We start from the raw sequence: 16549 nt of genomic DNA on the forward strand, positions 1-16549 counted from the left end.
ATGGCTAAGAAAGCTAAGGGTAATAGAGTACAGGTAATCCTTGAATGCACAGAAATGAAGGATAGCGGTATGCCGGGAACTTCTCGTTATATTACTACAAAAAACAGAAAAAATACCGCTGAAAGATTGGAATTGAAAAAGTACAATCCTATTTTGAAAAGAGTAACAGTACATAAAGAAATTAAATAATAAGAAACCATGGCAAAGAAAACAGTCGCAACCCTTCAGACAGGTAAAGAAGGACGTTCTTATACTAAGGTTATCAAAATGGTTAAGTCACCTAAGACTGGTGCTTATGTTTTTGATGAACAAATGGTTCCTAACGAAAAAGTTCAGGACTTCTTTAAGAAATAATATTATTTTCTGATAGATAAAAAAGTTCCTTTTGTCGGAAGACAAAGGGGACTTTTTTTATTGTTTCTATTCTCTTGTGAGGGTGGATAATATGCTTTACAGGATCTGGTGTCGTAAATAATGATGTAATATTTATTTGTGAGTGAACAAGAATAGTTATATCTTTGTATCATAAATAGATAATAAACATAAGCCGTATGGGATTTTTTAGTTTTTTTTCGAAGGAAAAGAAGGAAACTTTGGACAAAGGTTTATCCAAAACAAAAGAAAGTGTTTTTGGTAAGATAGCTCGTGCTGTCGCCGGAAAGTCTAAAGTGGACGATGAAGTGTTGGATAATCTGGAAGAGGTTCTGATAACTTCTGATGTTGGAGTGGAAACAACACTGAAGATTATTAAACGCATCGAAAAAAGAGTTGCTCAAGATAAATATGTAAATACGCAAGAGCTTAATAATATTTTGCGTGAAGAAATTGCTGCTCTGCTTACTGAAAACAATACGGTCGATTCAGAAGAATTTACTGTTCCCGAAGGGAAAAAGCCTTACGTGATAATGGTAGTCGGAGTGAATGGAGTAGGAAAGACTACCACCATCGGTAAACTGGCTTATCAGTTTAAAAAAGCAGGGAAGTCTGTTTATCTGGGTGCTGCCGATACTTTCCGTGCCGCTGCCGTAGAACAGTTGGTGATTTGGGGAGAGCGTGTAGGAGTTCCTGTTATAAAACAAAAAATGGGATCTGATCCTGCTTCTGTTGCTTTTGATACTTTAAGCTCTGCTGTTGCCAATAATGCCGATGTGGTTATTATTGATACAGCCGGACGTTTGCATAATAAAATAGGCCTGATGAACGAGCTGACTAAGATTAAAAATGTAATGCAGAAAGTTGTTCCAGATGCTCCGCATGAAATATTGTTGGTGCTGGATGGTTCTACAGGACAGAATGCTTTTGAACAAGCCAAGCAGTTTACACTGGCAACAGAGGTGAATGCAATGGCGATAACAAAGCTTGACGGTACAGCGAAGGGAGGAGTTGTAATTGGTATCTCTGATCAGTTTAAGATACCTGTTAAATATATTGGTTTGGGCGAAGGTATAGAAGATTTACAGATCTTCCGTCGCCGAGAATTTGTTGATTCATTGTTTGGTACAGCTAACAAATGAGAAAAAATACAATAGACATTATTACGCTAGGGTGCTCCAAGAATCTTGTTGATTCGGAGAAGCTGATGAAACAGCTTGAAGCCAATGGATATAAAGTTACTCATGACAGTGAAAATCCTCAAGGGGAAATTGCAGTCATAAATACGTGCGGATTCATAGGTGATGCTAAGGAGGAGTCAATAAATATGATTCTTGAGTTCTGCCAGGCTAAGGAAGAAGGACGTTTGAAGAAGCTTTATGTGATGGGATGTCTTTCGGAGCGGTACTTGAAAGAACTGCAGGTAGAAATTCCTCAAGTAGATAAATTCTATGGTAAGTTTAACTGGAATGAACTATTGGCAGATTTAGGTAAGACATATCATTCAGATTTTGCTATAGAGCGTCATCTGACAACACCTAAGCATTATGCCTATTTGAAAATATCAGAAGGCTGTGACCGTAAATGTTCATATTGTGCGATTCCTATTATAACAGGAAAGCATGTATCCCGTCCTATGGAGGAAATATTGGACGAGGTACGTTTGCTCGTTTCAGAGGGCGTAAAAGAGTTTCAGGTTATCGCTCAGGAATTAACCTACTATGGCGTTGATCTGTATAAAAAGCAAATGCTTCCGGAACTCATAGAACGTATGGCTGAAATTCCAGGTGTGAAATGGATACGTTTGCATTATGCTTATCCTGCACATTTCCCAAAAGAACTGTTCCGTGTGATGCGTGAACATGATAATGTGTGCAAATACATGGATATTGCCTTACAGCATATCAGTGATAATATGCTGTCGAAGATGCGTCGTCACGTAACAAAAGAGGAAACATATCAGTTGATAGAGGAGTTTCGTAAAGAGGTTCCGGGAATTCATCTGCGCACAACGTTGATGGTAGGCCATCCGGGAGAAACAGATCAGGATTTTGAGGAGCTTAAAGAGTTTGTCCGTAAGGCACGTTTTGATCGTATGGGAGCATTTGCCTATTCGGAAGAAGAAGGAACTTACTCTGCGAAACATTATAAAGATGATATTCCACAAGACGTGAAACAGAAGCGTCTGGATGAACTGATGGAAATACAGCAGGAAATATCAAATGAATTGAGCCATAATAAAATTGGAAAGGAATTTAAAGTAATCATTGATCGCAAGGAAGGTGATTATTACATTGGCCGTACAGAGTTTGATTCGCCTGAAGTGGATCCGGAAGTCTTGATCAAAGATGAAGGCAGAATGCTTCGTACAGGATCATTCCATCAGGTGAAGGTTTATGATGCAGACGATTTTGATTTATATGCAACGTTAGTATAGCTTTTAAATAATTAAGCGGAAGACATGAACAATAAAGAGTTGATAGGCGAATTGTCACGCCGCTTGGGATATACCAACAAGGATGCGGCACGGTTGCTGACATCAGTTACCGGAATAATGGGTGAAGAGTTACAAGAAGGGAAAGTAATCGCTATTCAGGACTTTGGAACATTTGAAGTCAAGAAGAAAATGGAGCGAATTACTGTAAATCCTGTTACTAAACAACGCTTCCTTGTTCCTCCTAAATTGATTTTGAATTTCAGACCTAGTAATCTCTGGAAAGAACGATTAAAGAAAATCTTCGATAATGAGTGATAAATTCACACAGCAGGACTTGGCTGATTTGCTAGCGCAACGCCATGAAATGAATCCGGCAGATGCAGAAGCATTTGTAAGGACTCTTTTTGCTCTTGTCGAAGAATCTGTAATATCTGATAAATATGTAAAGATTAAGGGACTGGGGACTTTTAAGCTGATAGAGGTTGATGCCCGTGAAAGTATCGACATAAATACGGGGGAGAGGATTGAAATACGAGAACACTCACGTATTTCGTTTACTCCAGATTCAACGATGAGGGAGACCGTAAACAAGCCTTTTAGTCATTTTGAAACAGTTTTGCTTAATGAAAATACTCATTTTGATGATTTAGAGGAAACTTCTGAGTTGGAAGATGATACTGAAGGGCAAGAGGAAGAAACTGTTGAAACAGCTTTTGTAGAAGCTGAAGAAGCATCTCATTCTTGTTTAGAGGGTAGCACACAAACATCTCCCGAAGTAGCAGTGGAAGCTGTTGCTGTAGAAGAAAAATCTGATAAGCAGGAAGATGTTTCGGAAAATGTTATGCAAATGCCTCAAAATGAACTTCCGGAGATTAAGGAGGAACCTGTTCGAAAGAATATATTTCGTTTACCATGGTGCATGTTGGCTACAGTTTTGTTGGCTGGAGTTATTTTAGGAGGTATTGTCGTATGGAGTATGTTTTCAGGAAGAAGGTATATTCCTGAATCTGTAGTTGGGATTCTTATGGAGAAGCAGGCCTCTGACTTGAAACAAGATACTATTGTTCGTAAACCAATCCAGAAGAATTCGGTAATTCAAACTCAACAGATTCTACATGCAAAGGAAGACACTGTGCGTGAATCTGTAGCAATGAGTCCGACACCAGAAAAAACAATCACTCCAGTTGTGAAACGGGAAACCTTGGCAGATACGGTTGAGTATGCTATTACAGGTACAAAAACCACTTATACCATCAGACCGGGAGAAAGTCTGGTGCGTGTCGCATTCAAATTTTATGGAAATAAAAAATTATGGCCCTATTTGGTACAACATAATAAAGATATAATTAAAAATGCAGATGTGGTTCCTGTTGGAACTACGATTAAAATACCGGAATTGTCACCTAAGGCTGATAAGAAATAACGGCATACGTTTCGATATTATTTAAATATCTTTAATCCAATAAGACTTAAACGATAGAAGCAACTAGTTTTTTTAATAAAAATTAGTTGCTTCTGTTAATATAATGCCGTACTTTTGGCTTCGATAAAAAAGGTCAGTTGACCGGTAGTTAAAATGTATATTTGAAAACATAAAAATAAAGAAATTATGGCTGAAGCTATTGACATTCGTGAATTAAACGAGCGCATTGAACGCCAGAGTGCATTCGTGACCAACCTGATGGCTGGTATGGATCAGGTGATTGTTGGTCAAAAACATTTGGTTGAATCATTATTAATCGGTTTATTGGCCGACGGACATATTTTGCTGGAAGGTGTTCCTGGATTGGCAAAAACATTGGCAATCAAAACACTGGCATCGTTAATCGACTCTAAATACAGTCGTATTCAGTTTACCCCAGACTTGCTTCCTGCCGATGTGTTGGGTACAATGATATATAGCCAGCGAGATGAGCAGTTCGTTACAAACAAAGGTCCTATTTTTGCAAATTTTGTTCTTGCTGATGAAATTAACCGTGCTCCTGCGAAAGTACAGAGTGCTTTGCTGGAAGCTATGCAGGAACGTCAGGTTACATTAAGTAAAGAAACTTTCCGCTTGCCTGAACCATTTTTGGTAATGGCAACTCAAAACCCGATCGAACAAGAAGGTACTTATCCATTGCCTGAAGCACAGGTGGACCGTTTCATGTTGAAGGTAATCATTGACTATCCGAAGCTGGAAGAAGAAAAGAAGATTATTCGCCAGAATATATCAGGTGATAAAATTAAGATTTCTCCAATTTTGAAGGCAGAAGATATCATGGAAGCTCGTAAGGTTGTTCATCAGGTTTATCTGGATGAAAAGATTGAGCAGTATATTGCAGACATTGTATTTGCTACTCGTTATCCGGAGAAATATGATTTGAAGGATCTGAAAGGCCTGATAGGTTTCGGAGGATCTCCTCGTGCATCTATTAATCTGGCACTGGCCGCACGAAGCTATGCTTTTATCAAACGTCGTGGATATGTAATTCCGGAAGATGTTCGTGCTGTTGCTCATGACGTGCTTCGTCATCGTATTGGCTTGACTTATGAAGCCGAAGCTACCAATGTTACTTCTGATGAGATTGTAAGCAAGATCTTGAATAAAGTAGAAGTGCCCTAATCATTTATCGGAACGATAAAGAATACTTTGCCTGAGCAATTTGGATTCAGATTGCTCAGGTTGGAGAAGAAAGCATATCATTAAGTAAATGATATGTAATATTTGGTGTATTTTGCTTTGGAAATACAAAGCGTAATCCGAAAATAGAATGGAAACAAGTGAACTATTAAAACGCGTTCGTCAGATAGAAATCAAGACACGAGGGCTTTCCAGCAATATTTTTGCCGGCCAGTATCACTCGGCTTTTAAGGGCAGGGGAATGGCCTTTTCCGAGGTGCGTGAATATCAGTATGGCGATGATGTGCGCGATATAGACTGGAATGTAACCGCTCGCTTTGACAAGCCATTCGTAAAGGTTTTCGAGGAAGAACGTGAACTGACTGTCATGTTGCTGGTCGATGTTTCGAACAGTTTGGATTTTGGTACAGTGAAGCAGCTGAAGAAAAATATGGTTGCGGAAATTGCGGCTACCCTGGCTTTCTCGGCTATCCAGAATAATGATAAGATTGGTGTAATTTTCTTTTCAGACCGTATCGAGAAATTTATTCCTCCGAAAAAAGGACGTAAACACATTTTGTATATCATTCGTGAATTGCTGGACTTTAAGCCGGAGAGTACACGTACAAATATTCAGTGTGCCATTGAGTATCTGACAAACGTTTTGAAGAAACGTTGTACGGCATTCATGTTGAGCGACTTTATAGATGACCGTGATTTTCAGAATGCATTGACGATTGCCAACAGAAAACATGACGTAGTAGCTCTGCAGGTATACGACCGTCGTTTGGAAGAGCTACCGGATGTAGGTCTTATGAAAGTAAGAGATGCTGAAACTGGCCACGAGCAATGGATTGATACCTCATCAAAATCTTTACGGAAAACTCATCACGAATGGTGGAAATCTCGTCAGCAAAAGCTTCATGAGATATTCACTCATAGCAATGTGGATGCTGTATCGGTACGTACTGATCAGGATTATGTGAAAGCATTGCTTAATTTATTTGCGAAACGAAACTAAAATAATTATGAAATACAATAGTAGCAAGAGATATGTGAAGGCATTATGGTGTGCGTTGCTTTTGTTTATTGCAGCTCCAGCTGTAAAAGCACAAGTTACGGTAGAAGCTACCATCGACTCTTTACAGCTTCTTATCGGCGAGCAAGCAAAAATAAAACTTCAGGTAAGCATGGATGCTAATCAGAAGTTGCGTTTGCCGTTACTTCGTGATACATTGGTTACAGGTGTTGAAATTCTGGATGTTGCAAAGCCTGATACTCAGCTGCTGAATAATGATAAGCGCTGGCTGATCTCACAAGAGTATACGATTACTTCATTTGACTCTGCATTGTATTATCTTCCTCCTTTTGAGGTTCTGGTAAACGATCAGGCATACCGCTCGAAAGCTTTGGCGTTGAAAGTTTATTCGATTCCGGTAGATACTTTACATCCGGATCAGTTCTTTGGACCAAAAGATATTCGGGAAGTGCCTATAACTTGGAATGATCTTGCTCCGTTGGTTTATTCAGCACTTGCTATGCTGATATTGGGTGCGGCAGCTGTGTTCTTTATCATTCGTTACCGCGATAACAAGCCTATTATCAAGATTATTAAAATTGAACCTAAATTACCTCCTCATCAAGCTGCCATGAAGAAGATTGAGGAGATTAAGGCTGACAAACAAGTGCGACGTGAAGATCCGAAACTGTATTATACGGAGTTGACCGAGGTACTTCGTACATATATAAAAGATCGCTTTGGATTCAATGCGCTGGAAATGACATCTTCGGAAATCATTGAACATTTGTTGGAAGTAAAAGATCAACAGTCAATCAGTGACTTGAAGACTCTGTTTATGACGGCCGATCTTGTAAAATTTGCTAAGCATGCACCTATGATGAATGAAAATGACATGAATCTGGTGAATGCCGTTGATTTTATTAATCAAACCAAAGTGGAAGAAGATCCGAATGTGAAGAAAGAACCAACAGAAATCAGGGTAGAAGAGAAGCGTTCAAAACAAGGTAGAATTGCGCTTCTATGCAGTATTTCAGTGGTAAGTATTGGTGCTGTAGTTTGCCTGTATTTGGTTATTTGCCACATAATCGACCTCTTTTTTTAACATTTAACTTGTGTAAGAACTATGATTTTTGCAAATCTGGAATATCTGTTTTTGTTGCTTCTGCTGATACCATATATCGTATGGTACTTCATGCGTAGAAAGAAAACAGAACCTACTATGCAGGTATCTTCTACCCGCATGTATATGAATGCGCCGAAGAGCTGGAAGATTTATCTTCTTCATGCCCCTTTTGTTTTGAGAATTGTAGCCTTTGTCATGATTGTATTAGTGTTGGCGCGTCCTCAGACAACTGATAACTGGCAAAATACAGAAATAGAAGGTATCGATATCATGCTGGCAGTGGACGTATCAACCAGTATGCTTGCTGAAGATTTGAAACCCAACCGTTTGGAGGCTGCTAAACAAGTAGCTGCTGAATTTATAAATGGACGTCCAAATGATAACATCGGTCTGACTGTCTTTGCTGGAGAAGCATTTACCCAATGTCCGCTTACGGTAGATCATGGGGTATTATTGAATTTATTTAATAGTATCAAAGGTGATATCGCTCAGCGTGGAATGATAGAAGATGGTACTGCTATCGGTATGGGACTTGCCAATGCTATTAGCCGACTGAAAGACAGTAAGGCTAAATCGAAAGTCATCATTTTGCTGACAGATGGTAGTAATAACCGCGGAGATATTTCTCCACTGACTGCGGCTGAAATAGCTAAACAGTTTGGTATCCGTGTTTATACTATCGGAGTGGGTACGAACGGAACAGCTCCTTATCCAATGCAGACCTATGCAGGAGTTCAGTATGTCAATGTTCCAGTAGAGATTGACGAACAAACACTGACCCAAATTGCCGGAACAACAAACGGAAATTATTTCCGTGCTACCAGCAATTCAAAACTGGAGGAAGTCTACAGAGAAATAGATAAGCTGGAAAAAACAAAACTGAACGTCAAAGAATTCAGTAAGCGGGAAGAAGCTTATGCTACTTTTGCTTTGATTGCTTTCTTCTGTATTTTATTGGAAATTTTGCTGCGTAATACAGTATTAAAGAAAATACCTTAAATTCAAGAATAATTATGTTTCGATTTGGAGAACCTGTTTATTTATATCTACTTATCATATTGCCGATATTGGTAGGGCTATATCTCTATTCCAATTATCGCCGACGTAAAAAGATTGCCCAATATGGTGATCCGGAGTTGTTGGCGCATCTTATGCCTGATGTATCGAAATACCGTCCGGATGTAAAGTTCTGGCTCGTTTTTGCTGCACTGGCTATGGTTATTTTTATGCTGGCCCGTCCTCAGTTCGGATCAAAAATGGAAACTGTAAAACGTCAGGGAGTTGAAACTGTTGTAGCACTTGATATATCCAATTCTATGCTGGCTCAGGATGTTACTCCCAGCCGTCTGGAAAAATCGAAGAAATTAATTTCCCGTTTGGTGGAAACTTTCAATAATGATAAAGTTGCCATGATTGTGTTTGCGGGAGAGGCTTTTACCCAGTTGCCTATCACAAGCGATTATATTTCTGCCAAAATGTTTTTGGAAACCATTAATCCTTCACTTATCTCAACACAAGGAACTGATATCGCCGGAGCCATTAATCTGGCTATGAAAAGTTTTACTCCAAATGAGGGAGTCGGTCGTGCCATTGTACTTATAACTGATGGAGAAAACCATGAAGGTGGAGCTGTCGAAGCAGCGCAGGAAGCTGCCAAGAAAGGTGTTCGCGTATTTGTGTTGGGAGTTGGTTCTCCTGATGGAGCGCCCATTCCGGCAGAAGGAACGAATGAGTTCCGTAGAGATAAGGATGGCAATGTTATCGTAACCCGCTTGAATGAACAGATGTGTCAGGAGATAGCAAAAGCAGGTAATGGCATCTATGTTCGGGTAGATAATACAAATAATGCAGAACGGGCATTGAACGCAGAAATAAGCAAATTGGCTAAGGCTGATGTGGAGACTCAGGTCTTTACAGAGTTTGATGAGCAGTTCCAGGTATTGGCATGGCTCGCCTTGATTTTGCTTGCAGCAGATTTAATGTTGCTGGAGCGTAAGAATCCACTATTCAAGAATATAAAACTCTTTAAACAGAATTGATTTTATGTTGCGGAAAAAATATATGATGCTGGGACTCATGTTTGTTTCTGTTGCAGTTTACGGACAGAAAACAGAACGTGACTATTTGCGCAGTGGAAATAAGCTATATAAAGACAGCACTTTTGTAAAAGCGGAAGTCGATTATCGTAAAGCACTGGAGCTTGAACCGAAGTCTACGGATGCGATGTACAATCTGGGAAATGCTCTCTTGATGCAGCAGAAGGCAAAGGAAGCTATGGAACAGTTTGAAGCAGCATCGCGTGTAGAGAAAGACAAGGCTAAACTGGCTCAGATTTATCATAATATGGGAGTGATTCTGCAATCTTCGAAGCAGTTGCCTCAATGTATCGAAGCATATAAACAGGCTCTGAGGAATAATCCGAAAGATGATGAAACCCGATATAATCTGGCACTTGCTCAAAAGCAGCTGAAAGACCAGCAACAGCAGCAAGATCAGAATCAGGAAAAGGATCAGAAGCAAGATCAGAAAAAAGACGAACAACAACAGAATAAAGACCAGCAGGAACAAGATAAGAAAGACCAACAGCAGAACAACCAGCAACAGCAGCAGAATGAAAACCAAATGTCGAAAGAAAATGCGGAACAACTGTTGAAAGCTGCCATGCAGGACGAAAAGAACGTACAGGACAAGGTGAAGAAAGCTGTTCAGGTTCAAGGACGTAAATTGGAAAAAGACTGGTAATTTTAGGTGAATAATTATATAAACGAAATAAGGAAATGATGAGGAAATTTACTTTCTTTCTACTGTTGATTCTTACTACAGTATATGCATGGGCAGATAAAAAAGCGACTTTGACGGCTGAAGCTCCCGATGTGGTAGTAAGCGGGGATCAATTTCGCTTGACATTTACGGTCAACACACAAAAAGTGAAGGATTTTCGCGCTCCTTCTATAACAAAAGGGTTTGATGTGCTGATGGGGCCGAGCCGTTCTCAGCAGAGTAGTACGCAAATTATTAATGGCAAGGTATCTTCAAGCAGTTCTATTACGTATACTTATATATTGATGGCAGGTGATGCGGGAACTTACACGATACCGGCAGCCAGTATCGAAGCCGAAGGTGAGAAGATATTTTCTAATGCCATAACTATAAAGGTCCTTCCTCCCGATCAGTCGGCTGGAAATGCTAAAAGCAGCCAGGGAAGTTCTTCTCAGAGTGCAAGTCAAGTTGCGAGCGGACGTATAACTAACAATGATTTGTTTATTACAGCAACTGCCAGCAAGACCACTGTACACGAACAGGAAGTTATCTTGCTGACTTATAAAGTATATACGCTTGTAAATCTTCGTCAGCTGTTTGGTAAAATGCCGGACTTGAAAGGGTTCCATACGCAAGAAATAGAATTGCCTCAGCAAAAGACTTTCTCATTGGAACACTATAAAGGACGTAACTATAACACGACAGTCTGGAGTCAGTATATATTGTTCCCACAGCAGACAGGTAAGTTGGAGATACCTTCAATAACTTTCGAAGGAGTTGTAGCTGTACAGACAATTTCAGATGATCCGTTTGATGCTTTCTTCAACGGAGGTGGTTATCGGGAAGTGAAGAAGAAAATTGTAACTCCTAAACTGACTATAAACGTGCAGCCTCTTCCGGCAAAGCCTGAAAACTTCTCAGGAGGTGTAGGTGAATTTACTCTTTCGTCTTCTATCAATGCAAAAGATGTAAAGACGAATGATGCTGTTACTATTAAACTGACTATCAACGGATCAGGAAATATGAAACTGATAAGTACTCCGGAAGTGAAATTCCCTGAAGACTTTGAAGTTTACGATCCTAAGGTAACAAATAATTTCGATGTATCACGAAGCGGGCTTACCGGCAGTCAGACAATAGAATATCTGGCCATTCCACGTCATGCTGGAAACTTTACGATTCCGCCTGTTGAGTTTACATATTTCGATTTAAAGACAAATTCGTATAAAACGCTGAAAACTGAGGCTTACAATATTAATGTAGCAAAAGGTAAAGGAAATGCCGATCAGGTAATTGCAGACTTTACGAACAAGGAAAATGTAAAGGTATTGGGCCAAGATATCCGATTTATAAAGTTGGGCGATACGAAGCTTATGCCAAAGGGTGATGTCTTCTTCGGAACAATCAGTTACTATTTATGGTATATCATACCATTTGTTTTGTTCGTGGGACTGGTGGTATTTTTCCGTAAGCAGGCGGCCGAAAATGCAAATGTGGCTAAAGTAAAGACCAAGAAAGCAAATAAAGTGGCAACCAAGAGAATGAAGCTTGCCGGAAAACTATTGGCAGAAAATCGTAAAAATGAGTTCTATGATGAAGTGTTGAAAGCTTTGTGGGGATATATCAGTGACAAGCTGAGTATTCCGGTTTCACAACTTTCGAAAGATAATATAGAAGCCGAGCTGGCGAAATACGGAGTTGCTGATGATGTAATAAAAGACTTTATCAATGCCTTGAATGAATGTGAATTTGCTCGTTATGCTCCGGGAGATGAAAACGAAGCAATGGATAAAGTTTATACTACATCGGTAGAAGCTATCAGTAAAATGGAGAATAGTATCAAACATTAACAACAGACCGAACAACAAAAATTGATATGAAAAGACTATCTATAATAATAGCATTCCTGATCGGACTCTTTCAGTTTGCTTCTGCCTCTGTTACAAAGGCTGAAGCAGACAAAGATTATCAGGAAAATAAGTTTGCGGATGCGATAGAAAAATATGAAGCTATTTTGGCTTCAGAAGGTGAGTCGGCTGATATTTATTATAATTTGGGAAACAGTTATTATAAGAATAAAAATATCGCTAAGGCCGTATTAAACTATGAACGTGCGCTACTGATGAATCCAGGAGATGCAGATATTCGTTTCAATCTGGAAATGGCAAGAAGTAAAACAGTTGATCAGGTTACTCCTACAAGTGAAGTTTTTATTGTGACATGGGTAAAATCGCTGACTAACTGCATGAGTGAAAGCGGATGGGGGGTAACTGCTATCATAGCGTTTCTTCTCCTTTTGGCTGGACTGGCACTGTATATATTTGGTAATAGAATTGTATTCAAGAAGATAGGCTTCATTGCAGCTATCATATTTTTAGTCGTAGCTGTATGTGCAAACTTCTTCGCAAGCGAACAGAAAGATGAATTGCTGAACCGTACAGGAGCTATCGTTATGTCGCCAAGTATTACAGTTAAAAGTACTCCTAACGAGAGTGGAACAGACCTGTTTGTACTGCATGAAGGTACTAAGGTATATATAGAAGACAATTCCATGAAAGGATGGAAAGAAATCCGTCTGGAAGATGGAAAAAAAGGATGGCTTCCTGTTTCGGCAATAGAAGTTATCTGATTATTTTCTGTAATAACAGATATTTATGATTGATATACAGCAACTGATTGAAGCAGATAAAGAATTGTTATTAACTCTGAACGGAAGTTCTTCCTTGTTCTGGGACGGATTTATGTGGACTGTTTCCGGAACAAAGATATGGATTCCGGTTGGTGCTATGTTGCTGTATATCATATTCAAGAATACTAAATTTACTCAAGGGTTGCTTATACTCGTGATGCTGGTTTTGACTGTAACGCTTGCCGATCAGTTCTCTTCAGGTCTTTGCAAACCCTTGTTTATGCGTTTCCGTCCGGCTCAGGATCCGGAAATAATGTATATGGTGAATGTCGTGAATGGCTACAGGGGAGGAGCATATGGATTTATATCAAGCCATGCTGCCAATACATTTGCTGTAGCTACCTTTGTAGCTTTGCTCATACGTAATTGCTGGATGACTGTCATTATGTATATATGGGCACTGATACCATCTTTTTCACGTATATATTTAGGAGTACATTATCCGGGAGATATTATTTGTGGTGCTGTTGCAGGATGTGTAATAGCTTCATTGGTTTACTGGCTGTATGCATTTATCGAGAAAAAATATTTCGATCAGGCCCAATATGTTTCTGGACAATATACTATCACGGGTTTTGAGATAACTGATATCAAAGTGTTTCATACCGTTCTGTTATTGACTTATTTCTATGCAGTAGTGGCTGCATTAGTTGTTTGCAAATCCTTTTATTTCTGAGCAAAATAATTGCAGGTATAACAAAAAAGTTAAATTTTTGTTTGCTTATTCATTTTCTTTCATTACATTTATATCGTGAATTAACAAAAGATTTTGTCTAACACTTTAAATTTTGATTACTATGAACAGAACGATAACATTCAATGAACTTCGTAAAATTAAGGATTCATTACCCAGCGGAAGCATGCATCGCATTGCCGATGAATTAAACTTGAGTGTAGAAACCGTACGTAACTTCTTCGGTGGACATAATTTTAAGGATGGCAAAAGCGTAGGTATCCATCTGGAACCCGGTCCAGACGGTGGGTTGGTGATGTTGGACGATACGACCGTGCTTGATAAAGCAATAGCAATTCTGAAAGAGCAAACAGCCTAAAGCTGACAATAAGTGCAAAATCCTAATCGGTATGTATTTTACTGATTAGGATTTTTTGTTAAGTATGATTCTGTGTGAAACCTTTTAAAACTTTAGTCTATGGAAGATAAACTCATTACATTATCCATTCTTACCTATTCGAAAGCACAAATCCTGAAATCTGTACTCGAAAGTGAAGGTATAGAATCGTACATTCATAATGTGAATCTCATCCAGCCGGTAATTTCATCGGGAGTAAGAGTACGTATTAAGGAAAGTGATTTGCCTCGTGCCTTGAAAATTATAGAAAGTTCTTCGTGGCTGTCTTCTGAGATTCTGGAAGAGAAATCTGCTGACTCCGACTCTGAAAAAGTTCCTAAAGTGCTGATTCCTGTTGATTTTTCAGCTTATTCTCTTAAAGCATGTGATTTTGGCTTCAATGTAGCTTCGCGTATGCATGCAGAAGTTGTTTTATTGCATGTTCATTTCACACCGATTTATATTCCTAGTTTGCAGTATGACATAGAAAACTATCAGGTTCCGTCAGGAAATGATGTGACAACGGTTAAAGGAATGATAGAAAACATACATAAACAGTTGAATAAATTATCGGAGAATATAAATGAAAAGATACAGAACGGAGAATATCCGAATGTAAAATATACATGTGTGTTGCGTGAAGGAATACCGGAAGAAGAAATATTATACTATATTCGTCAGGAGAAACCTCTGATTGTCGTCATGGGTGCTCGTGGTGAGCATCAGAAAGATCTGGATCTGATAGGAAGTGTGACCGCTGAAGTTATTGAACGGAGCCGTTCATTTGTGTATGCAATTCCAGAGAATGCACCGGAGAAATCTCTTGAGAATATTCATAAGATTGCTTTGTTTACCAGTTTCGACCAGCGTGACTTGATCGCTTTCGATTCATTGATAACTACTTTTAAAGACAATAAGTTTGAGATTTCCTTTATCCATGTGAATTCTCACGAAGAAAAGCGTACATGGAATGAAATTAAACTGGCGGGTATCAAAGAGTATTTTAAGAAACAATATCCACAGCTTGAGTTTACTTACTTGAATATTGATGAAGATCATTTGCTGGGCAATCTGGATCAGTTTGTGCAGGAAAATGGTATAGATGTGATATGTACTTCGAATTATAAACGTAATATCTTTGCCCGCTTGTTTAATCCTAGCATTGCACGAAAGATGCTTTTCCATTCTAATACACCTATTCTTATTATTAAATAAGAATAAACGAGTAGGAGGAAAACGAAGTAGTTTTCTTCCTACTTTCGTTTTCCGACCTCCCACACCACCGTACGTGCCGTTCGGCATACGGCGGTTCTTTACTATGGATGCCTTTCGTATTCTTCGAAAGACACTTCCACGACATCTTCTTCAACCATCCATTTGTAGGTCTGCGCTCCTTTATACCCTTCGGATTCCGTCCTATCTCTTTAAAGGTAGCCCAATACTTCTGTTTTGGTTTTATGCATTCGTTCCAACAAACGGTAGTTTTCAGTTATGCCGTTTAAATAAAGTTTGGTCCTTCCCTATAGGCATACATGCCTTGGGTACTACGACCTCTGCTGACTTCTCACGGCAAGCTTTACTCCATCATGGTACTTCGAATCATTCATCCTCACCATATGTCCGTGAGACCTCCTCGGATAAGGGTATTAACTTTCAATCTTATGTCTGCTCCATTTACACTAACCGTCCCGAATAGCTATAGGGCTTTAGTTTGTTTCGCAACCTTACCCACGGTCATATGCCTTATATGAAGTTTCTGTTCGTCAGACCAGATGTTTGCCGCCAGCTTCTTTCAGATTCCAACTCGCGATGGACACCCTTGCTTTTGGCTGTATGATTCCCGCTATTAGGGCTCATTGGGGACTTGCACCCGTTAGCTAATACTCATGCCGAGCATACAAATAATAAAGCCCTCACCAAATAGGTAAGGGCTTTTGTGTGACCGCGACAGGATTCAAACCTGTAACCGGCTGATCCGTAGTCAGCTACTCTATTCAGTTGAGCTACGCGGCCATACTTTTTTCAACATTTCAATAAAGAAGAGTGACCGCGACAGGATTCAAACCTGTAACCGGCTGATCCGTAGTCAGCTACTCTATTCAGTTGAGCTACGCGGCCATACTTTTTCAACATTTCAATAAAGAAGAGTGACCGCGACAGGATTCAAACCTGTAACCGGCTGATCCGTAGTCAGCTACTCTATTCAGTTGAGCTACGCGGCCAATTCTTTCAATATTTCAATCAGAAGAGTGATCGCGACAGGATTCAAACCTGTAACCGGCTGATCCGTAGTCAGCTACTCTATTCAGTTGAGCTACGCGACCATATCTTCATTGCTTCGAAAGAAGAGTGACCGCGACAGGATTCAAACCTGTAACCGGCTGATCCGTAGTCAGCTACTCTATTCAGTTGAGCTACGCGGCCATGTCTTTTTTCTTAACGGGTGCAAAAGTATAGAGTTTCTGCTAAACTTCC

18 protein-coding genes and 5 tRNA genes are annotated in these 16549 nt (G+C 39.5%); 18 read left to right on the forward strand and 5 right to left on the reverse strand.

The annotated features are described in order from the left end of the window. The 18 genes from rpmG to BACCOP_RS21155 all read left to right on the forward strand — a co-directional run bounded on the left by rpmG (position 1) and on the right by BACCOP_RS21155 (position 15770). Positions 1–189, forward strand: coding sequence for a 50S ribosomal protein L33 (gene rpmG / locus BACCOP_RS12370; RefSeq protein WP_007569553.1), 189 nt, complete (start codon positions 1–3; stop codon positions 187–189). 9 nt (positions 190–198) lie between these two features. Next, on the forward strand, positions 199–354 hold the full coding sequence (locus BACCOP_RS19950) for a DUF4295 domain-containing protein (RefSeq protein WP_007558249.1): 156 nt from the start codon (positions 199–201) through the stop codon (positions 352–354). 197 nt (positions 355–551) lie between these two features. Beyond that, complete coding sequence (ftsY, locus tag BACCOP_RS12375) at positions 552–1514, forward strand: signal recognition particle-docking protein FtsY (RefSeq protein ID WP_007569554.1); 963 nt, start codon at positions 552–554, stop codon at positions 1512–1514. Beyond that, complete coding sequence (gene rimO, locus BACCOP_RS12380; RefSeq protein WP_007569555.1) at positions 1511–2809, forward strand: 30S ribosomal protein S12 methylthiotransferase RimO; 1299 nt, start codon at positions 1511–1513, stop codon at positions 2807–2809. Before ftsY ends, rimO begins: the two co-directional genes overlap by 4 nt. 24 nt (positions 2810–2833) lie before the next feature. Beyond that, positions 2834–3124: an HU family DNA-binding protein gene (locus tag BACCOP_RS12385; protein ID WP_007569556.1), complete on the forward strand. Its 291-nt coding sequence runs from the start codon at positions 2834–2836 to the stop codon at positions 3122–3124. After that, the gene (locus tag BACCOP_RS12390) at positions 3117–4232 is read left to right on the forward strand and encodes an HU family DNA-binding protein (RefSeq protein ID WP_007569560.1); all 1116 of its coding nucleotides are present in this window, start codon (positions 3117–3119) and stop codon (positions 4230–4232) included. Before BACCOP_RS12385 ends, BACCOP_RS12390 begins: the two co-directional genes overlap by 8 nt. Positions 4233–4418: 186 nt before the next feature. After that, positions 4419–5414 (forward strand): AAA family ATPase, encoded by a 996-nt coding sequence (locus BACCOP_RS12395; protein ID WP_007569562.1) that lies wholly within the window; start codon positions 4419–4421, stop codon positions 5412–5414. A 148-nt stretch (positions 5415–5562) separates the two neighbouring features. Then, a complete protein-coding gene (locus BACCOP_RS12400) occupies positions 5563–6432 on the forward strand; it encodes a DUF58 domain-containing protein (RefSeq protein ID WP_007569565.1) in 870 nt (289 codons plus the stop codon). A gap of 7 nt (positions 6433–6439) precedes the next feature. Beyond that, positions 6440–7534, forward strand: coding sequence for a BatD family protein (locus BACCOP_RS12405; protein ID WP_007569573.1), 1095 nt, complete (start codon positions 6440–6442; stop codon positions 7532–7534). A 21-nt stretch (positions 7535–7555) separates the two neighbouring features. After that, on the forward strand, positions 7556–8554 hold the full coding sequence (locus BACCOP_RS12410; RefSeq protein WP_007569578.1) for a vWA domain-containing protein: 999 nt from the start codon (positions 7556–7558) through the stop codon (positions 8552–8554). 14 nt (positions 8555–8568) lie between these two features. Beyond that, positions 8569–9594, forward strand: a complete 1026-nt coding sequence (locus tag BACCOP_RS12415) for a VWA domain-containing protein (protein WP_007569580.1) — start codon at positions 8569–8571, stop codon at positions 9592–9594. 4 nt (positions 9595–9598) lie between these two features. Continuing rightward, entirely contained in the window at positions 9599–10297 is a 699-nt protein-coding gene (locus BACCOP_RS12420; protein ID WP_007569582.1) for a tetratricopeptide repeat protein, read from the forward strand. Positions 10298–10335: 38 nt separating this feature from the next. Next, on the forward strand, positions 10336–12165 hold the full coding sequence (locus BACCOP_RS12425; RefSeq protein WP_040312060.1) for a BatD family protein: 1830 nt from the start codon (positions 10336–10338) through the stop codon (positions 12163–12165). A 26-nt stretch (positions 12166–12191) separates the two neighbouring features. Further along, positions 12192–12944: a tetratricopeptide repeat protein gene (locus tag BACCOP_RS12430; RefSeq protein ID WP_007569585.1), complete on the forward strand. Its 753-nt coding sequence runs from the start codon at positions 12192–12194 to the stop codon at positions 12942–12944. Between the two features lie 28 nt (positions 12945–12972). Then, a complete protein-coding gene (locus BACCOP_RS12435) occupies positions 12973–13680 on the forward strand; it encodes a phosphatase PAP2 family protein (RefSeq protein WP_040312068.1) in 708 nt (235 codons plus the stop codon). A 121-nt stretch (positions 13681–13801) separates the two neighbouring features. After that, a complete protein-coding gene (locus BACCOP_RS12440; RefSeq protein ID WP_007569591.1) occupies positions 13802–14056 on the forward strand; it encodes a hypothetical protein in 255 nt (84 codons plus the stop codon). A gap of 99 nt (positions 14057–14155) precedes the next feature. Next, positions 14156–15289 carry a universal stress protein gene (locus BACCOP_RS12445; RefSeq protein WP_007569593.1) on the forward strand — a complete coding sequence of 378 codons (1134 nt, stop codon included), beginning with the start codon at positions 14156–14158 and terminating at the stop codon, positions 15287–15289. Then, on the forward strand, positions 15264–15770 hold the full coding sequence (locus BACCOP_RS21155) for a hypothetical protein (protein ID WP_083779581.1): 507 nt from the start codon (positions 15264–15266) through the stop codon (positions 15768–15770). The genes BACCOP_RS12445 and BACCOP_RS21155 overlap by 26 nt, the downstream gene beginning before the upstream one ends. A 243-nt stretch (positions 15771–16013) precedes the next feature. Here the strand turns inward: BACCOP_RS21155 and BACCOP_RS12450 are convergent. The 5 genes from BACCOP_RS12450 to BACCOP_RS12470 all read right to left on the reverse strand — a co-directional run bounded on the left by BACCOP_RS12450 (position 16014) and on the right by BACCOP_RS12470 (position 16498). Beyond that, positions 16014–16087, reverse strand: a tRNA-Arg gene (locus BACCOP_RS12450). 31 nt (positions 16088–16118) lie between these two features. Next, positions 16119–16192 (reverse strand) — tRNA-Arg (locus BACCOP_RS12455). Between the two features lie 30 nt (positions 16193–16222). Next, positions 16223–16296: transfer RNA gene (locus tag BACCOP_RS12460), tRNA-Arg, on the reverse strand. 28 nt (positions 16297–16324) lie between these two features. Further along, positions 16325–16398, reverse strand: a tRNA-Arg gene (locus tag BACCOP_RS12465). 26 nt (positions 16399–16424) lie between these two features. Beyond that, a tRNA-Arg gene (locus tag BACCOP_RS12470) sits at positions 16425–16498 on the reverse strand. Between the last annotated feature and the right edge of the window lie 51 nt (positions 16499–16549).

This window comes from Phocaeicola coprocola DSM 17136, assembly GCF_000154845.1.
Classification (GTDB): Bacteria; Bacteroidota; Bacteroidia; order Bacteroidales; family Bacteroidaceae; genus Phocaeicola; species Phocaeicola coprocola.

Bases quoted from the DNA above. Each gene is read 5' to 3' on its own strand.
- BACCOP_RS19950 (WP_007558249.1), top strand. From the start codon at position 199: ATGGCAAAGAAAACAGTCGCAACCCTTCAGACAGGTAAAGAAGGACGT.
- BACCOP_RS12410 (WP_007569578.1), top strand. From the start codon at position 7,556: ATGATTTTTGCAAATCTGGAATATCTGTTTTTGTTGCTTCTGCTGATA.
- BACCOP_RS12395 (WP_007569562.1), top strand. From the start codon at position 4,419: ATGGCTGAAGCTATTGACATTCGTGAATTAAACGAGCGCATTGAACGC.
- BACCOP_RS12430 (WP_007569585.1), top strand. From the start codon at position 12,192: ATGAAAAGACTATCTATAATAATAGCATTCCTGATCGGACTCTTTCAG.
- BACCOP_RS12445 (WP_007569593.1), top strand. From the start codon at position 14,156: ATGGAAGATAAACTCATTACATTATCCATTCTTACCTATTCGAAAGCA.
- BACCOP_RS12390 (WP_007569560.1), top strand. From the start codon at position 3,117: ATGAGTGATAAATTCACACAGCAGGACTTGGCTGATTTGCTAGCGCAA.
- BACCOP_RS12385 (WP_007569556.1), top strand. From the start codon at position 2,834: ATGAACAATAAAGAGTTGATAGGCGAATTGTCACGCCGCTTGGGATAT.
- BACCOP_RS12400 (WP_007569565.1), top strand. From the start codon at position 5,563: ATGGAAACAAGTGAACTATTAAAACGCGTTCGTCAGATAGAAATCAAG.
- rpmG (WP_007569553.1), top strand. From the start codon at position 1: ATGGCTAAGAAAGCTAAGGGTAATAGAGTACAGGTAATCCTTGAATGC.
- BACCOP_RS12425 (WP_040312060.1), top strand. From the start codon at position 10,336: ATGAGGAAATTTACTTTCTTTCTACTGTTGATTCTTACTACAGTATAT.
- rimO (WP_007569555.1), top strand. From the start codon at position 1,511: ATGAGAAAAAATACAATAGACATTATTACGCTAGGGTGCTCCAAGAAT.
- BACCOP_RS12440 (WP_007569591.1), top strand. From the start codon at position 13,802: ATGAACAGAACGATAACATTCAATGAACTTCGTAAAATTAAGGATTCA.
- ftsY (WP_007569554.1), top strand. From the start codon at position 552: ATGGGATTTTTTAGTTTTTTTTCGAAGGAAAAGAAGGAAACTTTGGAC.
- BACCOP_RS12415 (WP_007569580.1), top strand. From the start codon at position 8,569: ATGTTTCGATTTGGAGAACCTGTTTATTTATATCTACTTATCATATTG.
- BACCOP_RS12420 (WP_007569582.1), top strand. From the start codon at position 9,599: ATGTTGCGGAAAAAATATATGATGCTGGGACTCATGTTTGTTTCTGTT.
- BACCOP_RS12405 (WP_007569573.1), top strand. From the start codon at position 6,440: ATGAAATACAATAGTAGCAAGAGATATGTGAAGGCATTATGGTGTGCG.